At 66.8% G+C, this 18,909-nt stretch carries 15 protein-coding genes and 1 pseudogene; 3 read left to right on the top strand and 13 right to left on the bottom strand.

All coding sequences use genetic code 11. The features are described from left to right. Positions 1-1,185 carry a cation:proton antiporter gene (locus ACQCSZ_RS22295; protein ID WP_427005777.1) on the top strand — a complete coding sequence of 395 codons (1,185 nt, stop codon included), beginning with the start codon at positions 1-3 and terminating at the stop codon, positions 1,183-1,185. A gap of 69 nt (positions 1,186-1,254) precedes the next feature. Here ACQCSZ_RS22295 and ACQCSZ_RS22290 read toward each other — a convergent pair. From ACQCSZ_RS22290 to ACQCSZ_RS22240, 11 genes and pseudogenes are all read right to left on the bottom strand, one after another. Continuing rightward, a pseudogene (locus ACQCSZ_RS22290) lies at positions 1,255-1,491 on the bottom strand (MFS transporter); the annotation flags it as partial. A gap of 385 nt (positions 1,492-1,876) precedes the next feature. After that, complete coding sequence (locus ACQCSZ_RS22285; RefSeq protein ID WP_427005776.1) at positions 1,877-2,887, bottom strand: alpha/beta fold hydrolase; 1,011 nt, start codon at positions 2,885-2,887, stop codon at positions 1,877-1,879. Between the two features lie 13 nt (positions 2,888-2,900). After that, a complete protein-coding gene (locus ACQCSZ_RS22280; protein ID WP_427005775.1) occupies positions 2,901-3,770 on the bottom strand; it encodes a 3-hydroxybutyryl-CoA dehydrogenase in 870 nt (289 codons plus the stop codon). Then, on the bottom strand, positions 3,767-4,537 hold the full coding sequence (locus ACQCSZ_RS22275) for an enoyl-CoA hydratase/isomerase family protein (RefSeq protein ID WP_427005774.1): 771 nt from the start codon (positions 4,535-4,537) through the stop codon (positions 3,767-3,769). The genes ACQCSZ_RS22280 and ACQCSZ_RS22275 overlap by 4 nt, the downstream gene beginning before the upstream one ends. Further along, on the bottom strand, positions 4,534-5,694 hold the full coding sequence (locus ACQCSZ_RS22270; RefSeq protein ID WP_427005773.1) for an acyl-CoA dehydrogenase family protein: 1,161 nt from the start codon (positions 5,692-5,694) through the stop codon (positions 4,534-4,536). The genes ACQCSZ_RS22275 and ACQCSZ_RS22270 overlap by 4 nt, the downstream gene beginning before the upstream one ends. Positions 5,695-5,752: 58 nt before the next feature. Beyond that, complete coding sequence (locus ACQCSZ_RS22265; protein WP_427005772.1) at positions 5,753-7,855, bottom strand: acetate--CoA ligase family protein; 2,103 nt, start codon at positions 7,853-7,855, stop codon at positions 5,753-5,755. After that, positions 7,856-8,668, bottom strand: coding sequence for an SDR family NAD(P)-dependent oxidoreductase (locus ACQCSZ_RS22260; RefSeq protein ID WP_427005771.1), 813 nt, complete (start codon positions 8,666-8,668; stop codon positions 7,856-7,858). Then, positions 8,665-10,524 carry an ABC transporter ATP-binding protein gene (locus ACQCSZ_RS22255; RefSeq protein WP_427005770.1) on the bottom strand — a complete coding sequence of 620 codons (1,860 nt, stop codon included), beginning with the start codon at positions 10,522-10,524 and terminating at the stop codon, positions 8,665-8,667. Before ACQCSZ_RS22255 ends, ACQCSZ_RS22260 begins: the two co-directional genes overlap by 4 nt. After that, the gene (locus tag ACQCSZ_RS22250) at positions 10,521-11,420 is read right to left on the bottom strand and encodes an ABC transporter permease (protein ID WP_427005769.1); all 900 of its coding nucleotides are present in this window, start codon (positions 11,418-11,420) and stop codon (positions 10,521-10,523) included. The genes ACQCSZ_RS22255 and ACQCSZ_RS22250 overlap by 4 nt, the downstream gene beginning before the upstream one ends. After that, entirely contained in the window at positions 11,417-12,367 is a 951-nt protein-coding gene (locus ACQCSZ_RS22245; RefSeq protein WP_427005768.1) for an ABC transporter permease, read from the bottom strand. The genes ACQCSZ_RS22250 and ACQCSZ_RS22245 overlap by 4 nt, the downstream gene beginning before the upstream one ends. 20 nt (positions 12,368-12,387) lie before the next feature. After that, on the bottom strand, positions 12,388-13,956 hold the full coding sequence (locus tag ACQCSZ_RS22240; protein ID WP_427005767.1) for an ABC transporter substrate-binding protein: 1,569 nt from the start codon (positions 13,954-13,956) through the stop codon (positions 12,388-12,390). Between the two features lie 286 nt (positions 13,957-14,242). On the opposite strand from ACQCSZ_RS22240, the gene ACQCSZ_RS22235 reads away from it, so the two are divergent. Both ACQCSZ_RS22235 and ACQCSZ_RS22230 read left to right on the top strand, forming a co-directional pair. After that, positions 14,243-14,860: a TetR/AcrR family transcriptional regulator gene (locus ACQCSZ_RS22235; protein WP_427005766.1), complete on the top strand. Its 618-nt coding sequence runs from the start codon at positions 14,243-14,245 to the stop codon at positions 14,858-14,860. Then, the gene (locus ACQCSZ_RS22230; protein WP_427005765.1) at positions 14,853-15,545 is read left to right on the top strand and encodes an NUDIX hydrolase; all 693 of its coding nucleotides are present in this window, start codon (positions 14,853-14,855) and stop codon (positions 15,543-15,545) included. Before ACQCSZ_RS22235 ends, ACQCSZ_RS22230 begins: the two co-directional genes overlap by 8 nt. An 86-nt stretch (positions 15,546-15,631) precedes the next feature. On the opposite strand, the gene ACQCSZ_RS22225 is transcribed toward ACQCSZ_RS22230, so the two are convergent. Together ACQCSZ_RS22225 and ACQCSZ_RS22220 are read right to left on the bottom strand one after the other, a co-directional pair. Further along, positions 15,632-17,296 (bottom strand): amidohydrolase, encoded by a 1,665-nt coding sequence (locus ACQCSZ_RS22225; protein WP_427005764.1) that lies wholly within the window; start codon positions 17,294-17,296, stop codon positions 15,632-15,634. After that, complete coding sequence (locus tag ACQCSZ_RS22220) at positions 17,293-18,774, bottom strand: MFS transporter (RefSeq protein ID WP_427005763.1); 1,482 nt, start codon at positions 18,772-18,774, stop codon at positions 17,293-17,295. The genes ACQCSZ_RS22225 and ACQCSZ_RS22220 overlap by 4 nt, the downstream gene beginning before the upstream one ends. Positions 18,775-18,909: the final 135 nt, after the last annotated feature.

Below are 18,909 nucleotides of genomic sequence, written 5' to 3'. Positions count from 1 at the left end.
ATGGATCCGCTCGCACTGACCCTGATCGAGCTGGGGGCCGTCGTGTTCTGCCTCGGCATGCTGGCCAGGCTGGCCGGGCGGATCGGGATGTCCCCCATCCCGCTGTACCTCGTGGGCGGCCTGTTCTTCGGGGCGGGCGGACTGGTCAAACTCGAAGGCATGCACGAGTTTGCACATCTTTCCAGCGAGATCGGCGTGATCCTCCTGCTGCTTATGCTCGGCTTGGAATATACGGCTGCCGAGCTGGTGACGGGCCTGCGGCGGTCCTGGCAGGCCGGCGTCCTTGACCTGGTACTGAACTTCCTCCCCGGCGCCGGGCTGGCGGTGATGCTGGGCTGGGGGGTGGTGGGCGCCATGGTGATGGGCGGCGTCACCTATATTTCGTCCTCCGGCATCGCGGCCAAGGTGATCACGGACCTCGGCCGGATCGGCAACCGTGAAACACCGGTGATTCTGTCCATCCTGGTTTTCGAGGACCTGGCCATGGCCATCTACCTGCCAATCCTGACGGCCACCTTGGCCGGAGTCAGCTTCCTGGTGGGCCTGCAGACGGTGGGGATTTCCCTCGCCGTCGTCAGCCTGGTGCTGCTGGTGGCCCTGCGCCACGGCCACCATGTGTCCAAGGCTGTGCACAGCGAAAACTCCGAAGTGTTCCTGCTCAACCTGCTGGGCCTTGCGCTGCTCGTGGCCGGGCTGGCTGCCGCCATGCAGGTCTCGGCGGCCGTGGGCGCCTTCATGCTCGGGATCGCCATTTCCGGCGCGACGGCGCACAGCGCCACCCGAATCCTCGAACCCCTGCGGGACCTCTTCGCGGCGATCTTCTTCGTCGTCTTCGGGCTCAACACCGATCCGCGGACCATCCCGCCGGTCCTCGGCTGGGCACTGCTGCTGGCCCTCGTGACGGCGGCCACCAAGATGATCACCGGAATCTGGGCGGCGAAACGCGCGGGGATCGGCGTGCCGGGCCGGTTCCGCGCCGGGGCGGCGCTGATCGCCCGGGGCGAGTTCTCAATCGTCATCGCGGGCCTTGCCGTCGCCTCCGGCGTCGTTCCGCCGCAGCTGGCAGCCCTGGCTACCGCCTACGTGCTGATCATGGCCATCGTGGGTCCGCTGGCTGCCCGCTTTGTCGAACCGCTCGTGAAGATGCCGCGGCCCGCGAAGCCTCAGGCGGTCGGCGCGGCCTGAGCCGCCGTACGCGGGGAAGGGCGGCCAGGTAGCCGCCCGCTGCGGTTCCGCACCGAACAGCAGGGCAGAGATGGCCGGCACCGTGTTGTTCGCGGCCCGGGCCTGAAGCCAGGGAAGGACGACGACGCCGAGCAGCGCCCCGGCGCCCAGGGCGCCCAGCAGCAGCCGGAACCCCGCGGAGCCCATGGTCAGGTGTCCATCGGCGGCGATGGACACCAGCGCCCAGAGCGCGCTGGCCGGAATCGTGAAGGGCGCTGTGTGCAGCAGGATGCGCTTGATCCGCGGGCCCGCGCGGATAAAACGGATCCCGGAAAGAGGGCTTCGCTAACCTTTTCGCGGCCCGCGATGTCCACCGAAGCACCTGGACGTCACGCGCCACGCCGAGCTCCGCCATGAGACCCGAACCCTCGGAAAGTTCTGGGCAGTCGCCTGCACGCTGGGTGGGATGGTCGGGCGCCGGATCGCTTCGGAGAGCGACCAGCCGCCGGCCTGCGGCAGCATGGAGTCCTGCGTGGTCTTGGTCAGCGAGAACATCGTGAACAGCGCTCTCGGAACATGGCTAGTTATCACCGCCCGTGCGCATCTTGGTAGATACTCTGTGAAGATTGCTCGAGTACTCGACACCCGCCAACCACACGGAGGTTGCGTGTGGCACTGCGGGCCGACCCTGAACAGGCGACAGCACCGCCTCTTAGCGCTGCGCCCACACCGCTAGGCCCAGGGTGCCTCCCGATGCCAGGAACTGCTTCTGGTGCTCAGGTTCAATCAGCAGGGTCTGCCCGTCCCGGCTGGCGACGATCCGGCTGCCCAGGAACGCGACGTCCACCATGATCTGGTCCCAGTGCCGGTACTGCACATCGTGCCCTTCGCCCTGGTAGATCCGTTCCACCACGTCGCGCCGGACACCCGCAGTCCCCGTGCGTGGCGTCCCGACGTCGAGTGCGACCTTCCAACGGTCCATCTGCACCAGCGGGACGAGTTCATCGGCGCTTCCCCAGTACAGGAACAGCGGCGCCCGGACCGCTGACAGATCCGGCAGTGGGGTGGTGGCATATAGCTCAAAGGCCTGCTGCAGCCCCTCCGGCGCCCGGTCCCGTCCCTTGGCGAACAGGCCCCGGGTGGCTTCTTCGATCACGGAATCGTCGAAGCCCGGTATCGCGTGCACGGAGCTTTCGGCCGGGAAACGCCACCAGGCCACGGGATCCGCAGCTACCTCCGCAGCGTCGAAGCGGACTCCCACGCCCTCGATCAACTCCCCGAAGGCGCAGGCCAGGTGCAGGGAGCGGATCCCGTCCGGCCGGGCAGCCACCAGTTGGGCCGCGTAAGGTCCGCCGCCGGAAATGGCGATCAACGATACCTGCCCGATTCCCAGCAAATCCAGCAGGGACCAAACGTCATCGGCATACTCCGCGAAGCCAACGGCGGGATCGAATTCGCTCTGACCCAGGCCGTTGCGCTCCACGGAAACCACCCGGATTCCCAGTTCGTGCCGGAAGGACTGCGCAAACTCCAGCAGCCGGAAGGCCCGGACCGTGGTGCCCGCCCCGCCGAGGAACAGCAGCGGCACCGCTCCGGCGTCCCCGTCGTCTATGTAGTTCACGGTGCGGCCGGACGCCACCATGGCGCTGCGCACCTCCGGCCCGAGCGGATCAAAGCCGGAATTCCGGACCTGGATCCCCTCCATGGCAGCCAATACATCCATTAGGGGGTGTCCTTCAGTTGTAGTCGTAGAAGCCGCGGCCGCTCTTGCGGCCCAGCATGCCCGCATCCACCATGCGCAGCAGCAACGGCGGCGGCGCGTAGTGCGGTTCCTTGAATTCCTCGTAGAGCGAGTTGGCCACGTGAAGGGTGGTGTCGAGCCCCACGAGGTCGGTCAGCTTCAGCGGTCCCATCGGATGTGCGCAGCCGGCCACCATCCCGGTGTCGATGTCTTCCGCGGAGGCATGGCCGGCCTCCACCATGCGGATGGCGGAAAGCATGTACGGGATGAGCAGGGCGTTGACCACGAAACCGGCGCGGTCCTTGGAAACGACGACCCTCTTGCCCAGGCCCTCCGCGAAGGCCCGTGCACGCGCCACGGCGTCCTCGCTGGTCTGCAGCCCGGTGACCAGTTCTACGAGCGGCAGGACGGGCACGGGGTTGAAGAAGTGCACCCCGAGGACCCGGTCAGGGCGTGCGGTGGCCGCCGCGATCCTGCCGACCGGCATGGAGGAGGTGTTCGAGGCCAGGACCGCCTCCGGGTCCTGGACGACGGCGTCGATCCGGCGGAAAGCATCAAGCTTCAGTTCGAGGACCTCCGGGACCGCCTCGATCACGAGTTGCCGGTCCGTGAACGAGCCGATGTCCGCGCTGAAGGCGATCCGGGCCAGGACGTCGTCGCGGACGGCGCTGTCCAGCCGGCCGGAGGCGACGGCCTTCTCCAGCGATGCGGTGACGCGTTTGCGACCGCGCGCGACGGCGTCGTCGTTCGCTTCCACCACCACGACGCCGGCGCCGGAGCGGGCGCAGACCTCGGCGATCCCGGAGCCCATGAGACCGCAGCCGAGGACGCCGACCCGTTCGAAACCCCCGACGCCGGCGCTCACTGCCCGCCCCCTGCCGGGCGGTTGAGGGCGGCGTAGGCCAGCTGTTCGATCAGCAGCGAGGCCGAGGCCGAGGACTCGGCGGCAGTATCGATGGCTGCCTTGGTCCACGCCACCGCCATGGCCGGTTTCCCGGCCAGCACGGCGGCCCGTTCCAGGGCGACGGGGAGGGCCTCACCGGCCGGTGCCACTTCGCGGACCAGGCCCAGGCGGTGGGCCTCGGCGGCCGTGAAGCGTTCACCGAACAGGATGATCTCCTTGGCGATGGCCGGCCCGGCCGCCCGGACCAGCCGCGTCAGCCCGCCGGAGCTGGGCAGGATCCCGAGCCCCACCTCGGGCAGACCGAAGCTCGCGGTCTCGTCCGCGATCCGGATGTCGCAGGCCAGCGCCAGCTCAAAGCCGGCTCCCAGGCAGTATCCGGATATCGCGGCCACCGTGGGCTGCGGCAGCCTGGCCACCGTCTCGTAGAGCGAGCCGCTGCCCCGGTAGTAGGCCGCGATCCGCTCCGGCGTCATTTCCGGCAGCTCTGAGGTGTCTGCCCCCGCGGAGAAGGCCCGTGCGGAGCCGGTGAAGACGATGGCCGCGGCTCCGGCCACGGCTGGCGAGCGCAGGGAGCCGATCAGCTCCTGTTCCAGGGCCGTGGAGAGGGCGTTGAGCTTGCCGGGCCGGTTCAGCTGCAGCACCGCCACGGTGCCGTGGTGCTGCACTCTCACGAGGGGTTCGCCGCCGTCCGCCGGGGCCGGGGCCGTCACCGGGGCCGTGGACGTCACTGGGGCGCCGCGCCCGCGTAGGCCAGCAGGCCCTCGGCGCCGCGCTTCTTGATTTCGTTGCCGATGATGATGGTCTGGATTTCGGAGGTGCCTTCCCAGATGCGGTCCACGCGCAGTTCACGCCACAGCCGCTCCACCGGGTTTTCGCGCATATAGCCCCGGCCGCCGAAGATCTGCAGGGCGTTGTCCACGCAACGGTTGGAGGCCTCGGAAGCGCCGAGCTTGATGACGGCGGCTTTGGCGTTGAGCAGTTTGCGGTCCATGCCCTGGTCCGCTTCCCAGGCCACCTGGTAGGTCAGGGCGCGGTTGGTCATGATATCCACGGTGTTCTTGGCCAGCATGTTCTGGACCAGCTGGAACTCGATGATGGGCTGGCCGAACTGGACGCGCTCCTTGGCGAACTCGGCGGCCAGCAGGGTGGCCCGCTCGGCCGCCCCGATGGTGCGGGCCGCGATCATGAGGCGTTCCTCGACGAACCAGTCGCGGGTGAGGTCGTAGCCCTGGCCGATTTCGCCCAGAATCTTGTCCGCGCCGACGCGCACGTCCTCGAAGAGGAACTCCGGGTGCTCATAGACGAAGGTATGGGTGTAGCGCGGGGTCCGCGTGACCGAGACGCCCGGCAGGTCCTTGTCCACCAGGAACATGGTGGGTGCCCCGTCCACGCGGGCCAGCACCAGGATGAAGTCGGCGGCGTCGCCCACCGTGACGAAGAGCTTTTCGCCGTTGATCAGGTAGGAGTCGCCATCCTTGACGGCGGTGGTCTGGATGTTCTGGGGGTCCGAGCCGGCGTCGGGTTCGGTGATGGCCACAGCGTCGCGGCGCTGGCCGAGGATTTCGGGGATGAGGTATTCCTCGCGCTGTGCCGGGGTGCAGGCCTTGAGGGCGTTGGCCGGGCGCCACAGGGTGTCCCACAGGACGCCGGTCAGCTTGCCGACCTCTTCGGAGACGATGGCGTGCTCCAGGACGTTCAGGCCGGCGCCGCCCCATTCGGCTGGCATGTTGATGGCGGCCAGGCCGTGGTTGATGACCAGCTGCTTGACCTTGGCGTGCTGGTCCTCGGTGAGGCCGTTGTTCATTTCGCAGTCCAGCTCGTACTGCATCATTTCGTTGGTCCAGGCGGCAGCGCGCTGCTTGAGTTCGATCTGCTGGGGAGTCATCCGGAAGTCCATGGGGGTCCTCTTTCTCAAGTGGGGGTGTTGGTTGTTCAGGACCGGCTCAGGCGAGCACGATCCGGGCGTCGAGGGCGATAGCTCCGGACGGCGTCGCTGCCACCGGGTTGCATTCGATCTCGTTGATTTCGGGGTGCGCCGCAGCCAGGTCCGAAAGCCTGGCAACGACGTCGGCGGCGGCGTCCAGATCCACCGGCGCCCGGCCGCGGGCTCCGGTCAGCAGGGCTGCCCCGCGGAGGGACAACAGCATGTCCTTGGCCTGCTGCGACGTCACCGGTCCGAGAGCGCAACGGACGTCGTGGAGGATTTCGGCGAAAACCCCGCCCAGGCCGACCAAGACAAGGGGTCCGAAGCGAGGGTCGCGGCGCACGCCGACCAGAAGCTCCACGGCGCCCGAGAGGTCAGCCATTTCCTCGATGGAGCACGACGGCGGTGCGAGCCGGGCGGTGACGTCCCGCCAGGCGGCCAGAAGTGCCACTTGGTTGTCGATGCCAAGGATGACGCCGCCGCGGTCCGACTTGTGTTCGTCGCCGAGGGCCTTGAGCACGAGCGGGTATTTCAGGGACTCCGCGGTGCGCAGCAGTTCGTCCTCCGTGGCGACTTCGGCGGCCGCGACGAACGGGATGCCTGCGTCGGCCAGGAGCCCGCGGGACGGGTAGTAACCGGCGTCCTGGACCTGTGCCACGGCCGCGGGCAGCTCCGGGATGCCGGTGGCCGGTTCGCTGCGGCGGCGGGCCAGCCGGCCCAGCACCCAGGCGGCCTCCTCGATGCCCCGGTAGACGGGGATGCCGCCGTCACGCAGGGCGTCGGCCGCCGCCGACTGCCAGTTCATGGTCTGCACGACGACGGTGCCGCCCTCGGCTGCCGTGTCGACGGCCATCTGCCGGGCGGCCTCGATTTCGCGCTCGGCCAGTTCCGGCCCGTAGCTTCCGTAGCCGCCGAAGTAGCCGCTCATGAGGGTGGCGTCGACGTCGTCGCTGGTGGTCAGGTGCCCCAGTACACGCTGGAAGCACATGATGTCCTGTTCCCCGCCGCCGGCGACGTCCACCGGATTGCTCACCGCGGCTGTCGGCGGCAGTTCCGCAGCGACCGCGGACTGCAGTGCGGCGCCGAACTCGACGACGTCGAGCCCCTGCGCGGCGGCACTGTCACTGGCCACGGAAGCCTGACCGCCGCCGTCGGCGAACACGGCGGTGCGGGCGCCCTGCGGCACACGGCTGCGGACGAGGGCCTGGAGCAGATGGGCCATCTGGGCGGGTGAAGTGACCTGTTCGATTCCGGCGGCCCGGCAGGCGGCCTCCACCACGATCCCGGAGGACACCATGGCGCCGGTGTGCGATTTGGCGTTCCGGACCGAGGCGTCCGTGGCCCCCACCGTCAGCAGGACCACGGGCTTTCCGGCCTCCGCCGCCCGCTGGGCGGCGCGGGCGAAACGGCGGCCGTCCAGGAAGTCCTCGCAGTACACGGCAATCGCGGCGGTGCCATCGTGGCCCACATAGGCGTCGATCAGGTCGGCGGCGTCGAGGTCGGCCTGGTTGCCCAGGGAGGCGAAACGCGAGACGCCCAGCCCGTGGTCCACCAGGAGCCCGGCGAGTTCCAGGGCCAGGTTGCCGCTCTGGGAGATCACGCCGATGTTGCCCACCGGGAATTCGTTGGAGGCGAGCTTGAGGGAGCTTGTATGGTCCAGCACGCCCAGGCAGTTGGGACCCAGCATCCGGGCCCCCGCGGCACGGACCTTGGCCGTGATCCGGTCCTGCATCGCGCGCCCTTCCTCGCCGGCTTCACCGAGCCCGGCGCTGATGCCCACAATGGCCTTGGCGCCGCCCGCCAGCGCGTCGTCAACAGCCTCCTCGAAACCCGCGGCCGGGACGGCGATGACGGCGAGATCGACCGGGCTGCCGACGGCGGTGACGCTGGGTACCGTGGGCAGGCCCAGGACGGTAGGACGGGTGCGGTTCACGAGGTGCACCGGGATGGTGCCCTTGAGGGCCTGCACGGCGATCCAGTTGCCGTACTTGCGAGTGTCGTCGCTGGCGCCGATGATGGCGACGGCATTGGGCGAGAAGAGCGCGTCCAGGCCGGCGGAGGTTGCCTCGGCGGCGCCGTTGCCGGCGTCCGGCAGCGCGGACGGGTCCAGGGTGACGGTCATTTAGTACTCCTTTGCGGGGACGGGCCGGCCGGATCCCCAGGCGTCGGCACCGCCGTCGATGGCGATGGTGGTTCCAGTGATATAGCGGGCCGCGTCGGTGGCCAGGAAGGTGATAACCTCCGACACGTCTTCGGGCTGGCCGAGCCGGCCCAGGGGCACGCCCTGTTCCCACTCAGCCCGGGCCTCGGGCGGGTACTGCTCCAGGCCCTCGCTGATGATGCTGCCGGGCGCCACCGCCACCGAGCGGATCCCGTAGCGGCTCCATTCAAGAGCCAGTCCGGCGGCGAGATTCTCGACGGCTGCCCTGGCTGCGGTGGCATGCACCATGCCGGGGATGCCGCGGCGCGGCGAGAAGGCCATGAAAACCAAAAGGCCGGAGCGGCTGGGGATCATGCTGCGCGTGGCAACCTCGCGGGTGAGGTTCCAGACACTCTCCACGGACAGGCGGTGCACGGCACGCCAACCGCTGAGCGAAATGTCCTCGGCCGGAGCCTGGAACTGACCGCCGGCGTTGTTGACCAGGACGTCGATCCTGCCGAACGTCGCCAGGGCCTCGTCCACGAGTTCTGTGGCGTGCTCGGGTTCCCGGATGTCGCCCGCCACAACGTGTGCCTCGTTCCCGGCTGCGCGGACCAGTTCGGCCGTCTCCTTGAGCAGTGCTTCGCGGCGGCCGGCCAACACCAGGCTGGCGCCGCAGCGGGCCATGGACAGGGCCGTGGCCCGGCCGATGCCGGTGCCGCCGCCGGTGACGAGGACCACCTTGCCAGCAAGGGCCTCCGGGTGGAAGCTCGCCTTGGGCTGGGCGCCGTTCACAGGGGCCTCACGGGCAGCAGCCGGGAGTCAGCCGCATTGACCTGTGCGGCGCTGCCCAAGGAGAGCCCTGTGACCCCGCCAACGAGGCCAGCCGGAAGCTGGAAGTTGGGTGTGGCCTTGATCAATGACTGTGTATAGCGGTGCTGCGGGTTGGCGAACACGCCCTCCACCTCTCCGAATTCGACGATCCGGCCGCGCTCAAGGACGGCCACCTGCTGCGCGATGTTGCGCACCAGGGCAATGTTGTGGGTGATGAACAGCAGGGTCAGGCCCATCTCGGCCTGCAGCGTCCGGAGCAGGTCCACCAAGGACGACTGGACGGAGACGTCCAGGGCCGAGGTGATCTCATCGCAGATGAGGACTTCGGGTTCGGTGGCCAGCGCACGGGCGATCGCGACGCGCTGGCGCTCGCCACCGCTTAGCTGGTCCGGGTAGCGCAGGGCGTGGTCCGGGCGCAGCGAGGCACGCTCCAGGGCCGTGGCCACGATCTCCTTGCCGTTGCGGACCTTCCCGCGCACCGCGGTGACGGGCTGCAGGATCAGTTCCTCCACGGTCCGGCGCGGGTTCAGCGATTCGTAGGGGTTCTGGAAGATGTACTGGATCCGGCGGCGCTGTTCCTTGCTGCGCTTGAAGCTGCTCGCTGCCAGGTTTTGGCCATCGAGGGCCAACGAACCGCTGAAATCGTGGTGAAGACCGGCGATGCAGCGGCTCAGCGTTGTCTTGCCGGAACCGGACTCCCCCAACAATGCCACGCAGTCTCCCGCATAAACGTCCACGTTGATGTCCTGCAGCACGGTGTTGCTGCCGTAGCCGGCCTTGAGCCCTTCAATGCGGACCACCGGCTTCTCGTCCCCGGCCCGTGCGGGCCGGACCGCCCAGCTGCGGGCGGGGACGGCCGGGAGGGGCAGCTCTGCCTTGAAGCAGCGCACCGCGTGACGGGGCCCGACGTCGGTGGTCCCGGGAGCGGCCGCGCTGCAGGCCTCGTCGGCGAGCGGACAGCGCGGGGCGAAGGAGCAGCCTGCCGGCCTGGCCAGTGGCGACGGTGCGTGGCCAGGGATTCCGATCATGGGGCGCAGGGCGTCCAGGTCCGGCACCGCCAGCAGAAGGCGGCCCGTGTAGGGGTGGCTGGGGTTGGCAAGGACCTGCGCGGTGCTGCCGATCTCGACAATCCGGCCGGAGTACATGACGGCGATCCGGTCTGCAAGTTCGGCCACCACGGCCATGTCGTGGCTGATGTAGACGGCGGCGCAGTCATAGGTCCTGCACATCTCGCGGACAGTCTTCAGGACGTGTTCCTGGGTACTGACGTCAAGGCCCGTGGTGGGCTCGTCCATAACGATCAGTGCCGGGCGGGCGGTGAACGCCATAGCGATGGCGACCCGCTGCTGCTGTCCACCGGAAAGCTGGTGCGGATACCGCGCCAGGAAGTCGTCGTCGTCGGGCAGGGCCACTTCGCGCAAGACCTCACGGACGCGCTCCAAAACCTCTGCGGCGCTTCCCGAGAGGCATTCCTTGAGCTGAGTGCGGATGCGCAGGGCCGGGTTCAGTGCGGACGCCGGCGACTGTGGGATGTACGCCACGGTCTGCCCGCGCAACTCACGCACTTCGCGCCAGTGCAGGCCCGCGAGTTCCTTTCCGGCGACGCTGACGCTGCCGCCGCCTACCCGGGTGCCTTCCTTGCAGTAGTTCAGCAGGGCCAACCCGAGGGTGGTCTTGCCGGAGCCGGACTCCCCCACGACGCCAAGGATTTCGCCGGGGCGGACCTCCAGGGAGAGTTCCTCGATGATGCCGGCCAGTGACGGTACGCCGACGATTGTCAGCTGGTCCACGACGAGGGTGGGTGATGGGCTGCTCATGCCTTGACTCCTTCGTCGCTGCCGATTGATGCCTTGGCCAGGCCATCCGTGACCAGGTTGGTGCCGACGGTCAGGATCGCGATGGCGATGACCGGCAGCGCCACGGACCACGGCGATATCGTCAGGGCGATCCGGTTTTCGTTGATCATGAGGCCCCAATCGGCGGTGGGCGGCTGCATGCCCAAGCCGAGGAAGCTTAGGCCAGCCACGAGGCCGATCGAGTAGGTCAGGCGGAGGCCGAATTCCACGGCCAGGGTGGAGCTGATGTTCGGGACGATTTCGCCGAGCATGATCCGCCAGCGCGGGATCCCGACTGATTCGGCGGCCTTGACGAAGTCGCGTTCCACCACGGAGAGCGCAGCCCCGCGGACCACGCGGGCCACGCGGGGAAGGTGCCCCAAGCCCACCATGAGCACCAGCAGCCACAGCTGCGGGCCGATGATGGACAGGAACAGCAGAGCCAGCACGATCTGCGGGAAGGCCAGGGCGACGTCGCCGGTGCGCATCAGCACCTCATCCAGCCAGCCGCGCCGGTAGGCAGCCAGCACCCCCATCAGGGCACCGAGTCCGACGCCGAGCGCGGTGGCCACGAGGGACAGGATCATGAGCGTCTGGCCGCCCGCGAGGAACCGCGAGAGGACGTCGCGGCCCAGGTTGTCGGTGCCGGCAGGTCCCCCAACGCCGGCTGGAGAGAAGGGCGGTGCGACGAAGTCGGTGGGCGAATGCGGAGCCACAAAGGGGCCGAAGAACGCCACGGCCAGTACGACGGCTGTGAGCACCACGCCGATGACAGTGCGCCTGGACTTGAGCGCGCGCCGGAATAAGCCTTGCTTGCGCTTGGCTCGGGCCGATGGGGCCTGGAGGCGGATGGCGTCGTCGGCGATTGCGTTGCTCATGCTGCGGTCCTCACTTTCGGGTTGGCGGCGAGAGTCACGACGTCGGCGAACAGGTTCACGACCACGTAGAACAGGGCGATGATGACGGTCAGCGCCTGGACCACCGGCATATCCCGATTCGTGACGGAGTCGATGAGCTGGAAGCCCACGCCCGGAAAGCGGAAAAGATACTCAACGATCACGACGCCGCCGATCAGCCACGCCAGCTGCAGCGCGATCACCTGGGCCACCGGGCCTATGGCGTTGGGCAGGGCATGGCGCAGGATGACCGTGCGCTCGGGCAGGCCCTTGAGCCGGGCCTGCTGGACGTACTGGCTGTCCAGGACTTCGAGCATGGTGGCCCGCATGATGCGGATGATGTACGGCGAGACAGCCAGCACGAGCGTGAGCACCGGCAGTACCAGCTGGGCGGGGTTGCTCCAGACCTGTTGGCCCGGGACCAACACAAACACGGCGGGGAAGAGGTGGAACAGACCTGTGGCCAGGAGCAGCACCAGCAGCACCCCCACCACGAATTCCGGCAGCGAGGCCAGGACCAGAGTGATGAGGCCGGTGGCGTGGTCCACCTCCGTATCCTTCTTCAGGGCGGTCCAGGTGCCGATGCCGATTGAGAGGGGAATCGCAACTACGGCGGCGCACAGCATCAGGACGCTGGAGTTCAGGAGCATGGGGCCCACGACGTCGGCCACTGGCAGTCGCCCGGCGAGGGAGGTGCCGAGGTCGAAGCTCAGGAGGTGCCCGAGCCAGGCCAGGTACTGCTCCGGCAGGGAACCGCCCAGATGGAGCTGTTCGCGCAGTGCCGCCAGGCGGTCGGGGGTTGCTTCCCTGCCCAGAATGGCCTGGGCAGCGTCGCCGGGCAGCGCCTGGGTGGCAAGGAAGACCACCAGGGAGACCACCCACAGGGTGAAGAGTCCAAAGAGGGACCGCCGGAAAAGGAGGCGGCTCATCCCCCCGCTGCGTGCTTTCATCATTTGTTCAGCCAGGCGTTGCGGAAGCCAAAGGAAGTCAGCGGAATGCCGCTCTTGTCAGGAGTCAGTCCCTGCACAGCGGAGCTGTAGGCGTCAACGCTGTTCGGGAAGCCCCAGATGATGTATCCGCCGCGGTCGAATTCAATCTTGTTGGCCTGCTTGATGAGCCCGCAGCGCGCCGTGGCATCCGTGGTTGCCTGTGCTTTGGTGACCAGGTCCGTCCATTCCTTGTCATTCCAATGTGTCTCGTTGTACGGTGCGCCGGGCAGGCCGGAAGCAGCCGTCTGGGGCAGATAGTCGCGGGTAAACCAGAAGTCCTGGGAAAAGCTCCATTTCAGGTACTGATCGCCGTAGAACTCTCCCGGGTCCACTTTCTTGACGTTGACGGTCACCCCTGCGGCTTTCGCCTGCTCGGCGAATACCTGTGCGGCCTCAACCAGGCCGGCTGCCGCCGGGGATGTCACCAGATCGACGCTGAGGTTGCTCTTGCCTGCTTCGGCCAGCAATTGCCTGGCTTTCTCGATGTTCTGCTGGCGCTGGGCGGCATCCGAGGGGAAGCACGCATCAAATGGTCCATACATGTCGTTACCGATGGTGCCGTGGCCGCCCAGGACCTGGTCCACCATCTGCTTGCGGTCCACAATCAAGCGGAAAGCTTCGCGGACCTTGGGGTCGTCGAAGGGTGCCTGGTCCACGCGCATGGTAAACGGCAGCCACGAGCCGGTAGCCGATTCGAGGACCTTCATGGCCGGGTTGGCCTTCACTACATTGACCTGCCCCAACGGCAACTGGTCTATGGCATCAACCTGGCCACCCAGCAGCGCGTTGACCCGCGCGGTGTCATCCGGGAAATCAATGATCGTGACCTTGTCCAAATACGGCTGTCCGGCCCGCCAGTAGTTAGGGTTCTTGACAAACACGCTCTGCTGGCCGGGAGTGAAGCTGTCCACCATGAAGGGTCCGGAACTGACCGGTTTCTGCGGGTCGTAACCGACGGGGACGATGCCAGCTGTGTACTGGGCAACGGTATCCGGGAAAGTCGCATACGGGGACGTGAAGCTGAAGACGACGGTCTGTGCATCGCTGGCTTTGAGCGCATCACGGTCCAGCGTGGACAGGGCCGTGGCGCCGGCCATCGGGGACTTGGGATCGGTGATCCGCTTGAAAGTGAAGACCACGTCCTCTGCCGTGATGGGCTTGCCGTCGCTGAACTTCAGGCCGGCACGCAGGTGCACCGTCCAGGTCTTGGCGTCGGTCGAGGGTGTGATTGCATCCGTCAGGGCCAACTGGATCTTGTGGTCGTTGTCGTAGGAGGCCAGCGTGTCATAAAGCTGGATAGCCCGAGCCTCGTCGGGATGGGTCACCGGGGCGTGAGCGTCCAGGGTGTCCTTGCTGGAACCACCCACAATGCCGACACGCATGTCTCCGCCAGACTTCGGCGCGGACGTTGCTGCCGCAGCCGCAGGATCGGAGGACGCTCCCGTGGAGCAGGCAGAAAGACCCGTGAGCGAGACGCTCATGGCCAAAGCAGTAATGAGGGTTACTTTGCGACGACGGTGTGCGGTCATGGGCGGTGCCTCCTGCGGCGATGAAGGAAGTTGGGGGACCTGACTGGTCTGACTGACGCGTCGGTCATTGCTATAGCTTTGTGTCTGATCTCACAGCTGTCAAGACCACCACCCATTTTGAACAGAAAACCCTTTCTATTCCGGGAAATCTGAGCCGGTAACAATTGATGGGCTGTCGGTCATGATTCGAATGAATTGGCTAGATTCTGACTCTTGCGTCAGTTTTTCCCCTAAGCTATGGTCAAGTGATACATAGTCAGGCTCCCTATCCCCGGAGGAATCCGCCATGACAGACACGGCCGAGAACCGTGGCTCGCAGGAACGCCGGAACGCGATCCTCGAAGCCGCCTGGCAGCTGGTGGCCGAACGCGGCTACCACCATGTGCGGGTTCAGGATGTGGCACGGATCTGCGGAACCAGCACTGGAACCATCCACTACTACTTCCCAGGCAAAGACGATGTCCTGCGGGAGGCCCTGCGCTACTGCGTGGACCAGGCCTTCGAACGCCAGGGCGTTGTGCTGCGCCAGATCGACAATGCACACAAGAGAATGCTTGCCTTAATCGAAATGCAGCTTCCCGTCGGGGTGCAGGTCCGGAATGAGTGGTCCGTCTGGCTCCAGTTCTGGGCAGAGACGAGCCTCAACCCGGCCTTGCGGCCCATCCACAACGACTTCTATTCACGGTGGATGGACGCCGTGGTCAGCATCGTCAAGAGGGGCCAGCGCCAGGGAATTTTCCGCGATGTGGATCCGATCCTGTTTGCACGCCTTCTCAGCTCCGCCACGGACGGCGCCGCCATCAAGATCCTCACGGGCGCTCCGGACATGACCATCGACACGATGCGCAGCATGCTGGTGACAATCGTGGATAAGGAACTCAGCCTGGCTCCCACGCATGTCTGAGCGGCCCATCACCGAGCGCTTGTCCGGGCACAGCCTGCCGGATCTGACCTCACTCCGGCCGTTCGTCGAAGCAAGGCTCACTGGCAGGCTGCCGGCAATAGCAGACAAGGAACGCCGCGACCCAGGAGGCGGCAAACCCTGGGACGAGCCCGCAAACCGCCGCGCCGCCGTCGTGATTTTGTTGTTCGAACACCGCGGAACCACCTCGTTCCTGATGATCAAACGGGCCGCACGGCATTCAAACCCGGGCCAGTGGGCGCTGCCAGGCGGCATGGTCGACGCCGGCGAGACCCTTGTGGAGGCTGCCTTGCGGGAACTGCACGAGGAAACCGGGGTCCACGCGAGTAAGAGTGATGTCCTGGGTGTCCTCGATGACTTCACCACTCTCCGGGGCATCGTCATCACACCGGTAGTTGCCGCCGTGACAGGCGCGGTGACATTCCGGCGCAATCCCGCGGAAGTCGCATCGATCCACCCGATCCGACTATCACGGCTCCTCGACCCTGGTGTGCCCCGCTGGCGTCCGGACGCCTCAGGCGAACCGTTCCTGCAGATGCCGCTGCGCCACGACATGATTGTCCATGCCCCCACTGGCGCCATCCTTTGGCAGTTCGCCGAAATTGCCCTGCGCGGCGAGTCGGTGCACATCGCAAAGCTCGCCCAGCCGGCGTTCACCGCAAACTAACGCCCTGCCCGGGCTGTCGAAGCAGCCTAGAGACTCCGAATCCGTGGTCCGACGAAAATGGTGTGTGGCAACAACTTTTTCCGGGTTCAGGAGCACTTTTCGTCGCCTAAACACGCCGCGGCTCGGATGACGGTGGTCTGATGGGCCAAGCGCCCGGCGAGCCAGGTCTGCAGGACCTCGATGGACCCCACCTCGGCCGCCGGGGTTTGCAGCGGGTCCCGGTCAAGCACCACGAAGTCCGCGAACTTGCCGGGCTCGATCGACCCGAACTCGTGCTCGGAGAAGAGCTGCCAGGCCGCGTGGATGGTGTGCGAGCGGATGGCATCCTCGATCCCGATGCGGAATTCCGGGCCCAGCAGCACGCCGCTTTGCGTCAGCCGGGTCATGGCCACCTGCATGCTGAGCAGCGGGTTCTCCGGGGTGACCGGAGCGTCGTTGTGCAGCGAGAACTTCATGCCGCAGTCCGCGGCTGCCCCCGCCGGCGTCCAGGCCTGCGCCCGCTCGCCGAAGAGCTCGATCAGCACGTCTCCGTAGTAGTGGATGTGGGCTGCGAAGAACGAGACCGTGATGCCCAGTCCGTGCGCGCGCCTGATCTGTTCCGCGGTGATGGTTCCGCAGTGTTCCAGCCTGAATCTCCGGTCCGTCCCGGGGAATTCGGCCTGCAGCTGCTGCACCACCTCAAGCACCATGTCCACGGCGATGTCGCCATGGACATGGCAGGCCAGTTGCCAGCCTGCCGGAACATACTGCCGGCCGATCGCAAGGAGCTCCTGGGCGGTGTAGTTGCTGCAGCCCCGGTGACCTGCCTCGAGCCCGATCGAACGGGTGGCGGGACTGTCCTGGTAGCCGAAGCTTGTTTCGATGTTGCCGATCCAGGGCGAACCGTCGGTCCAGACCTTGGCTCCCACCTGCCGGAACATCGGATCCTCATCAGCGCCGGCGCTGCGGGCCGGACCCGCCGGCGTCGACATCTCATAGGCGCGGATCCGCACGGGAGCGTCCGTGGAATCGAAGAAGCTCCGGACCGGGCCGTGCGAGCCGGGATGGAAGGCGAGGTCACCGGTTGCGGTGACACCCGCAACGGCCATGCGTGCCAGCTGGCTGGCCAAATACCGGTTGAAAGTCTTGTCGTTGACCTCCAGTTTCGGGCCCATCAGGATCATCGACGCCGGAAGTTCCTTGCCCTCGCCGGTGAGCGAACCGTCGTCGTACCGGCAATATTCGGAACCCGCGGGGTCCGGTGTGTCCGCTGTGATGCCCAGCCGGTCCATGGCGGCGTCATTCGCCCAGGAGGAGTGGGCCGAATAGTGCATCACGGACAACGGGACCGACGGCGAGAGTTCCGTCAGGAGCCGGCCGGACATCGGCGGCAGATCGGGCAGCAGGAGCGGGTCCCAGCCAAAGGCCACCACCCAGTCGCCGGGGCCGGCCTCTGCCACGGCGTCACGGATCTTCCGCAGCACGTCCTCTGCTGTTCCACAGACGACGGCGCGGATGTCGATGCAATCCGGTCCCAGGAAGTTCATCTCCGCTGTCGGGTGGCCGTGGGCCTCCACGAAGCCCGGCAGCACGGTTCGTCCGCCCAGATCGTGGATGTCGGTATCCGGCCCGGCGAAAGCGGAAATTTCCGCGGCTGTGCCGACCGCCAGGATACGGCCCTCGGCAACCGCGACCGCTTCCGCGAGCGAAAACCGGTCATCGACGGTGATGATGTTGGCGTTGAGAAGTACTGTGTCTGCGAGGCTGCTCATGACTGGGATTCCGTCACAGCGGTTTCGGAGCGGCGCGGGCGCAGGAGCCAGCAGACCAGGACGGCGGCGATCACAAAGATGCCGGCCTGGAAAGCCAGGCCCTGGCCGTATGCCTGGACGTCGAGGACCGGTCCGGTCATGAAAATGCCTGCGATCGGTCCGGCGATGGCGAACCCGAGTCCGAAGCCGAACTGCCCGACGGCTGGCTTGACGGCTCCCACGGCGCCCAGCTGGTCCTGCGGAGCGGAGCCAAGAATGACGGCTGCCTGCGGGTTCTGCATCCACATCACGGCAAAGCCCACAATGAACAGGCCCACTCCCGGCAGGAGGATGTTGCCGGGATGGTCCAGGAAAAGCTGAATGGCAAGGCCGAAGGCGCACAGCAGCAGGCCGGAGGTGAACATGGCACGGTTGGAGATGGCGAAACGCCTCTGGGCGATGCCGGCAACCGCCGCGCCAACAATCATGCCCACGTACATGACGGCCACAATCACTGAGACCGCACCGGGTGCCACACCGGCGGGAATTGCCAGGGCGGGGTACTGGCCCAGCAGTGAAGCATCGGCCCAGTTGAAGAGGACACCGGCGATGCAGGCGGCGGAGAAGGCGGGAATGCGGAACAGGTGCATGGGGAAGCCGGGATCCTTGGCGCGCAACTCCCACATGGCGAAAGCCGCGAGCAGAACGGCTGCCAGGCCGAGGCCCACGAGAACCTCGGGAGCACCCCAACCCATGCCGGAGGCGCGGCCGATCGAGTAGACCAGGGCCACGAGGCCAAAGCCCGCGAGCAGGACGCCCGGCAGATCAAACTTCCGGGGCCTGGCGGCCTTGGTTTCGGGAAGCAGGGCCGCGGCGATCAGTCCCGCCAGCAGGCAGATGAGTGCGGCGCTGACGTAGTTGAATCGCCAGCCGAAGACCGTCTGAATGGTGCCGGAGAGTGACGTCATCACCACGATCACGCTCGCGCCGACGCCGAAGAAGATACCGAAGGCCTTGGGAAGTTCGGCCTTGGGATAGATCGCGGGAATCATGGCCAGGCACATGGAGAAGGAGAGCGCTGTCCCCACTCCGGTCAGGGCGCGGCCAATGCCGAACATCCAGGCGGTGCCCGCCGTCGCGGTGATGAGCGAGGCCGCGGTCATCAGGAAGACGCCTGCCAGCAGCGTGCGCTTCCGGCCCTTGTTGTCGCCGATGATTCCGGCACCCAGGAGGCTTGCGGCAAGGACCACGGTGCCGAGGCTCTTGAGGAACGAGGCCAGTCCCGGATCCATCCCGAGCGCCTTGGCCGCGGCCGGCATGGCGACGGCATGGAGGGCAGGGTCCCCGCCTTGAAGGGAGCCGACGACCGCGATGCTGATCATCGCGGCCAGGACCTTCCTACGGTTGGACAACTGGCGGGTGCTCCATTTTGGTTCGGCAGGCTGTTCCGGCGTCTTTGCCGTGGGGGCCAGCTCTCGGGGGTGTGACGTAGCGACCACGCCAGGCTCCTTCTAATAAACGGGGGGTGGCGGGCCATGTCCGGATGATTGTGACGCGCATCTCACGCCTGGCCCTGCATCCATATTATTTCACGCCGTGGATTAAGTCACGAACTATTTTCAGCTCTTTGGCAG

It is taken from the genome of Pseudarthrobacter sp. H2, assembly GCF_050157045.1.
Taxonomy (GTDB): Bacteria; Actinomycetota; Actinomycetes; order Actinomycetales; family Micrococcaceae; genus Arthrobacter.
The sequence above is the reverse complement of the archived record's forward strand: the minus strand, read 5'-3'. Positions and strand labels throughout refer to the sequence as shown.

Excerpts from the sequence above, each read along its gene's own strand:
- ACQCSZ_RS22295 (WP_427005777.1), top strand. The coding sequence starts at position 1 with ATGGATCCGCTCGCACTGACCCTGATCGAGCTGGGGGCCGTCGTGTTC.
- ACQCSZ_RS22225 (WP_427005764.1), bottom strand. The coding sequence starts at position 17,296 with ATGAGCAGCCTCGCAGACACAGTACTTCTCAACGCCAACATCATCACC.
- ACQCSZ_RS22250 (WP_427005769.1), bottom strand. The coding sequence starts at position 11,420 with ATGAGCAACGCAATCGCCGACGACGCCATCCGCCTCCAGGCCCCATCG.
- ACQCSZ_RS22270 (WP_427005773.1), bottom strand. The coding sequence starts at position 5,694 with ATGACTCCCCAGCAGATCGAACTCAAGCAGCGCGCTGCCGCCTGGACC.
- ACQCSZ_RS22230 (WP_427005765.1), top strand. The coding sequence starts at position 14,853 with ATGTCTGAGCGGCCCATCACCGAGCGCTTGTCCGGGCACAGCCTGCCG.
- ACQCSZ_RS22255 (WP_427005770.1), bottom strand. The coding sequence starts at position 10,524 with ATGAGCAGCCCATCACCCACCCTCGTCGTGGACCAGCTGACAATCGTC.
- ACQCSZ_RS22240 (WP_427005767.1), bottom strand. The coding sequence starts at position 13,956 with ATGACCGCACACCGTCGTCGCAAAGTAACCCTCATTACTGCTTTGGCC.
- ACQCSZ_RS22285 (WP_427005776.1), bottom strand. The coding sequence starts at position 2,887 with ATGGATGTATTGGCTGCCATGGAGGGGATCCAGGTCCGGAATTCCGGC.
- ACQCSZ_RS22245 (WP_427005768.1), bottom strand. The coding sequence starts at position 12,367 with ATGAGCCGCCTCCTTTTCCGGCGGTCCCTCTTTGGACTCTTCACCCTG.
- ACQCSZ_RS22265 (WP_427005772.1), bottom strand. The coding sequence starts at position 7,855 with ATGACCGTCACCCTGGACCCGTCCGCGCTGCCGGACGCCGGCAACGGC.
- ACQCSZ_RS22235 (WP_427005766.1), top strand. The coding sequence starts at position 14,243 with ATGACAGACACGGCCGAGAACCGTGGCTCGCAGGAACGCCGGAACGCG.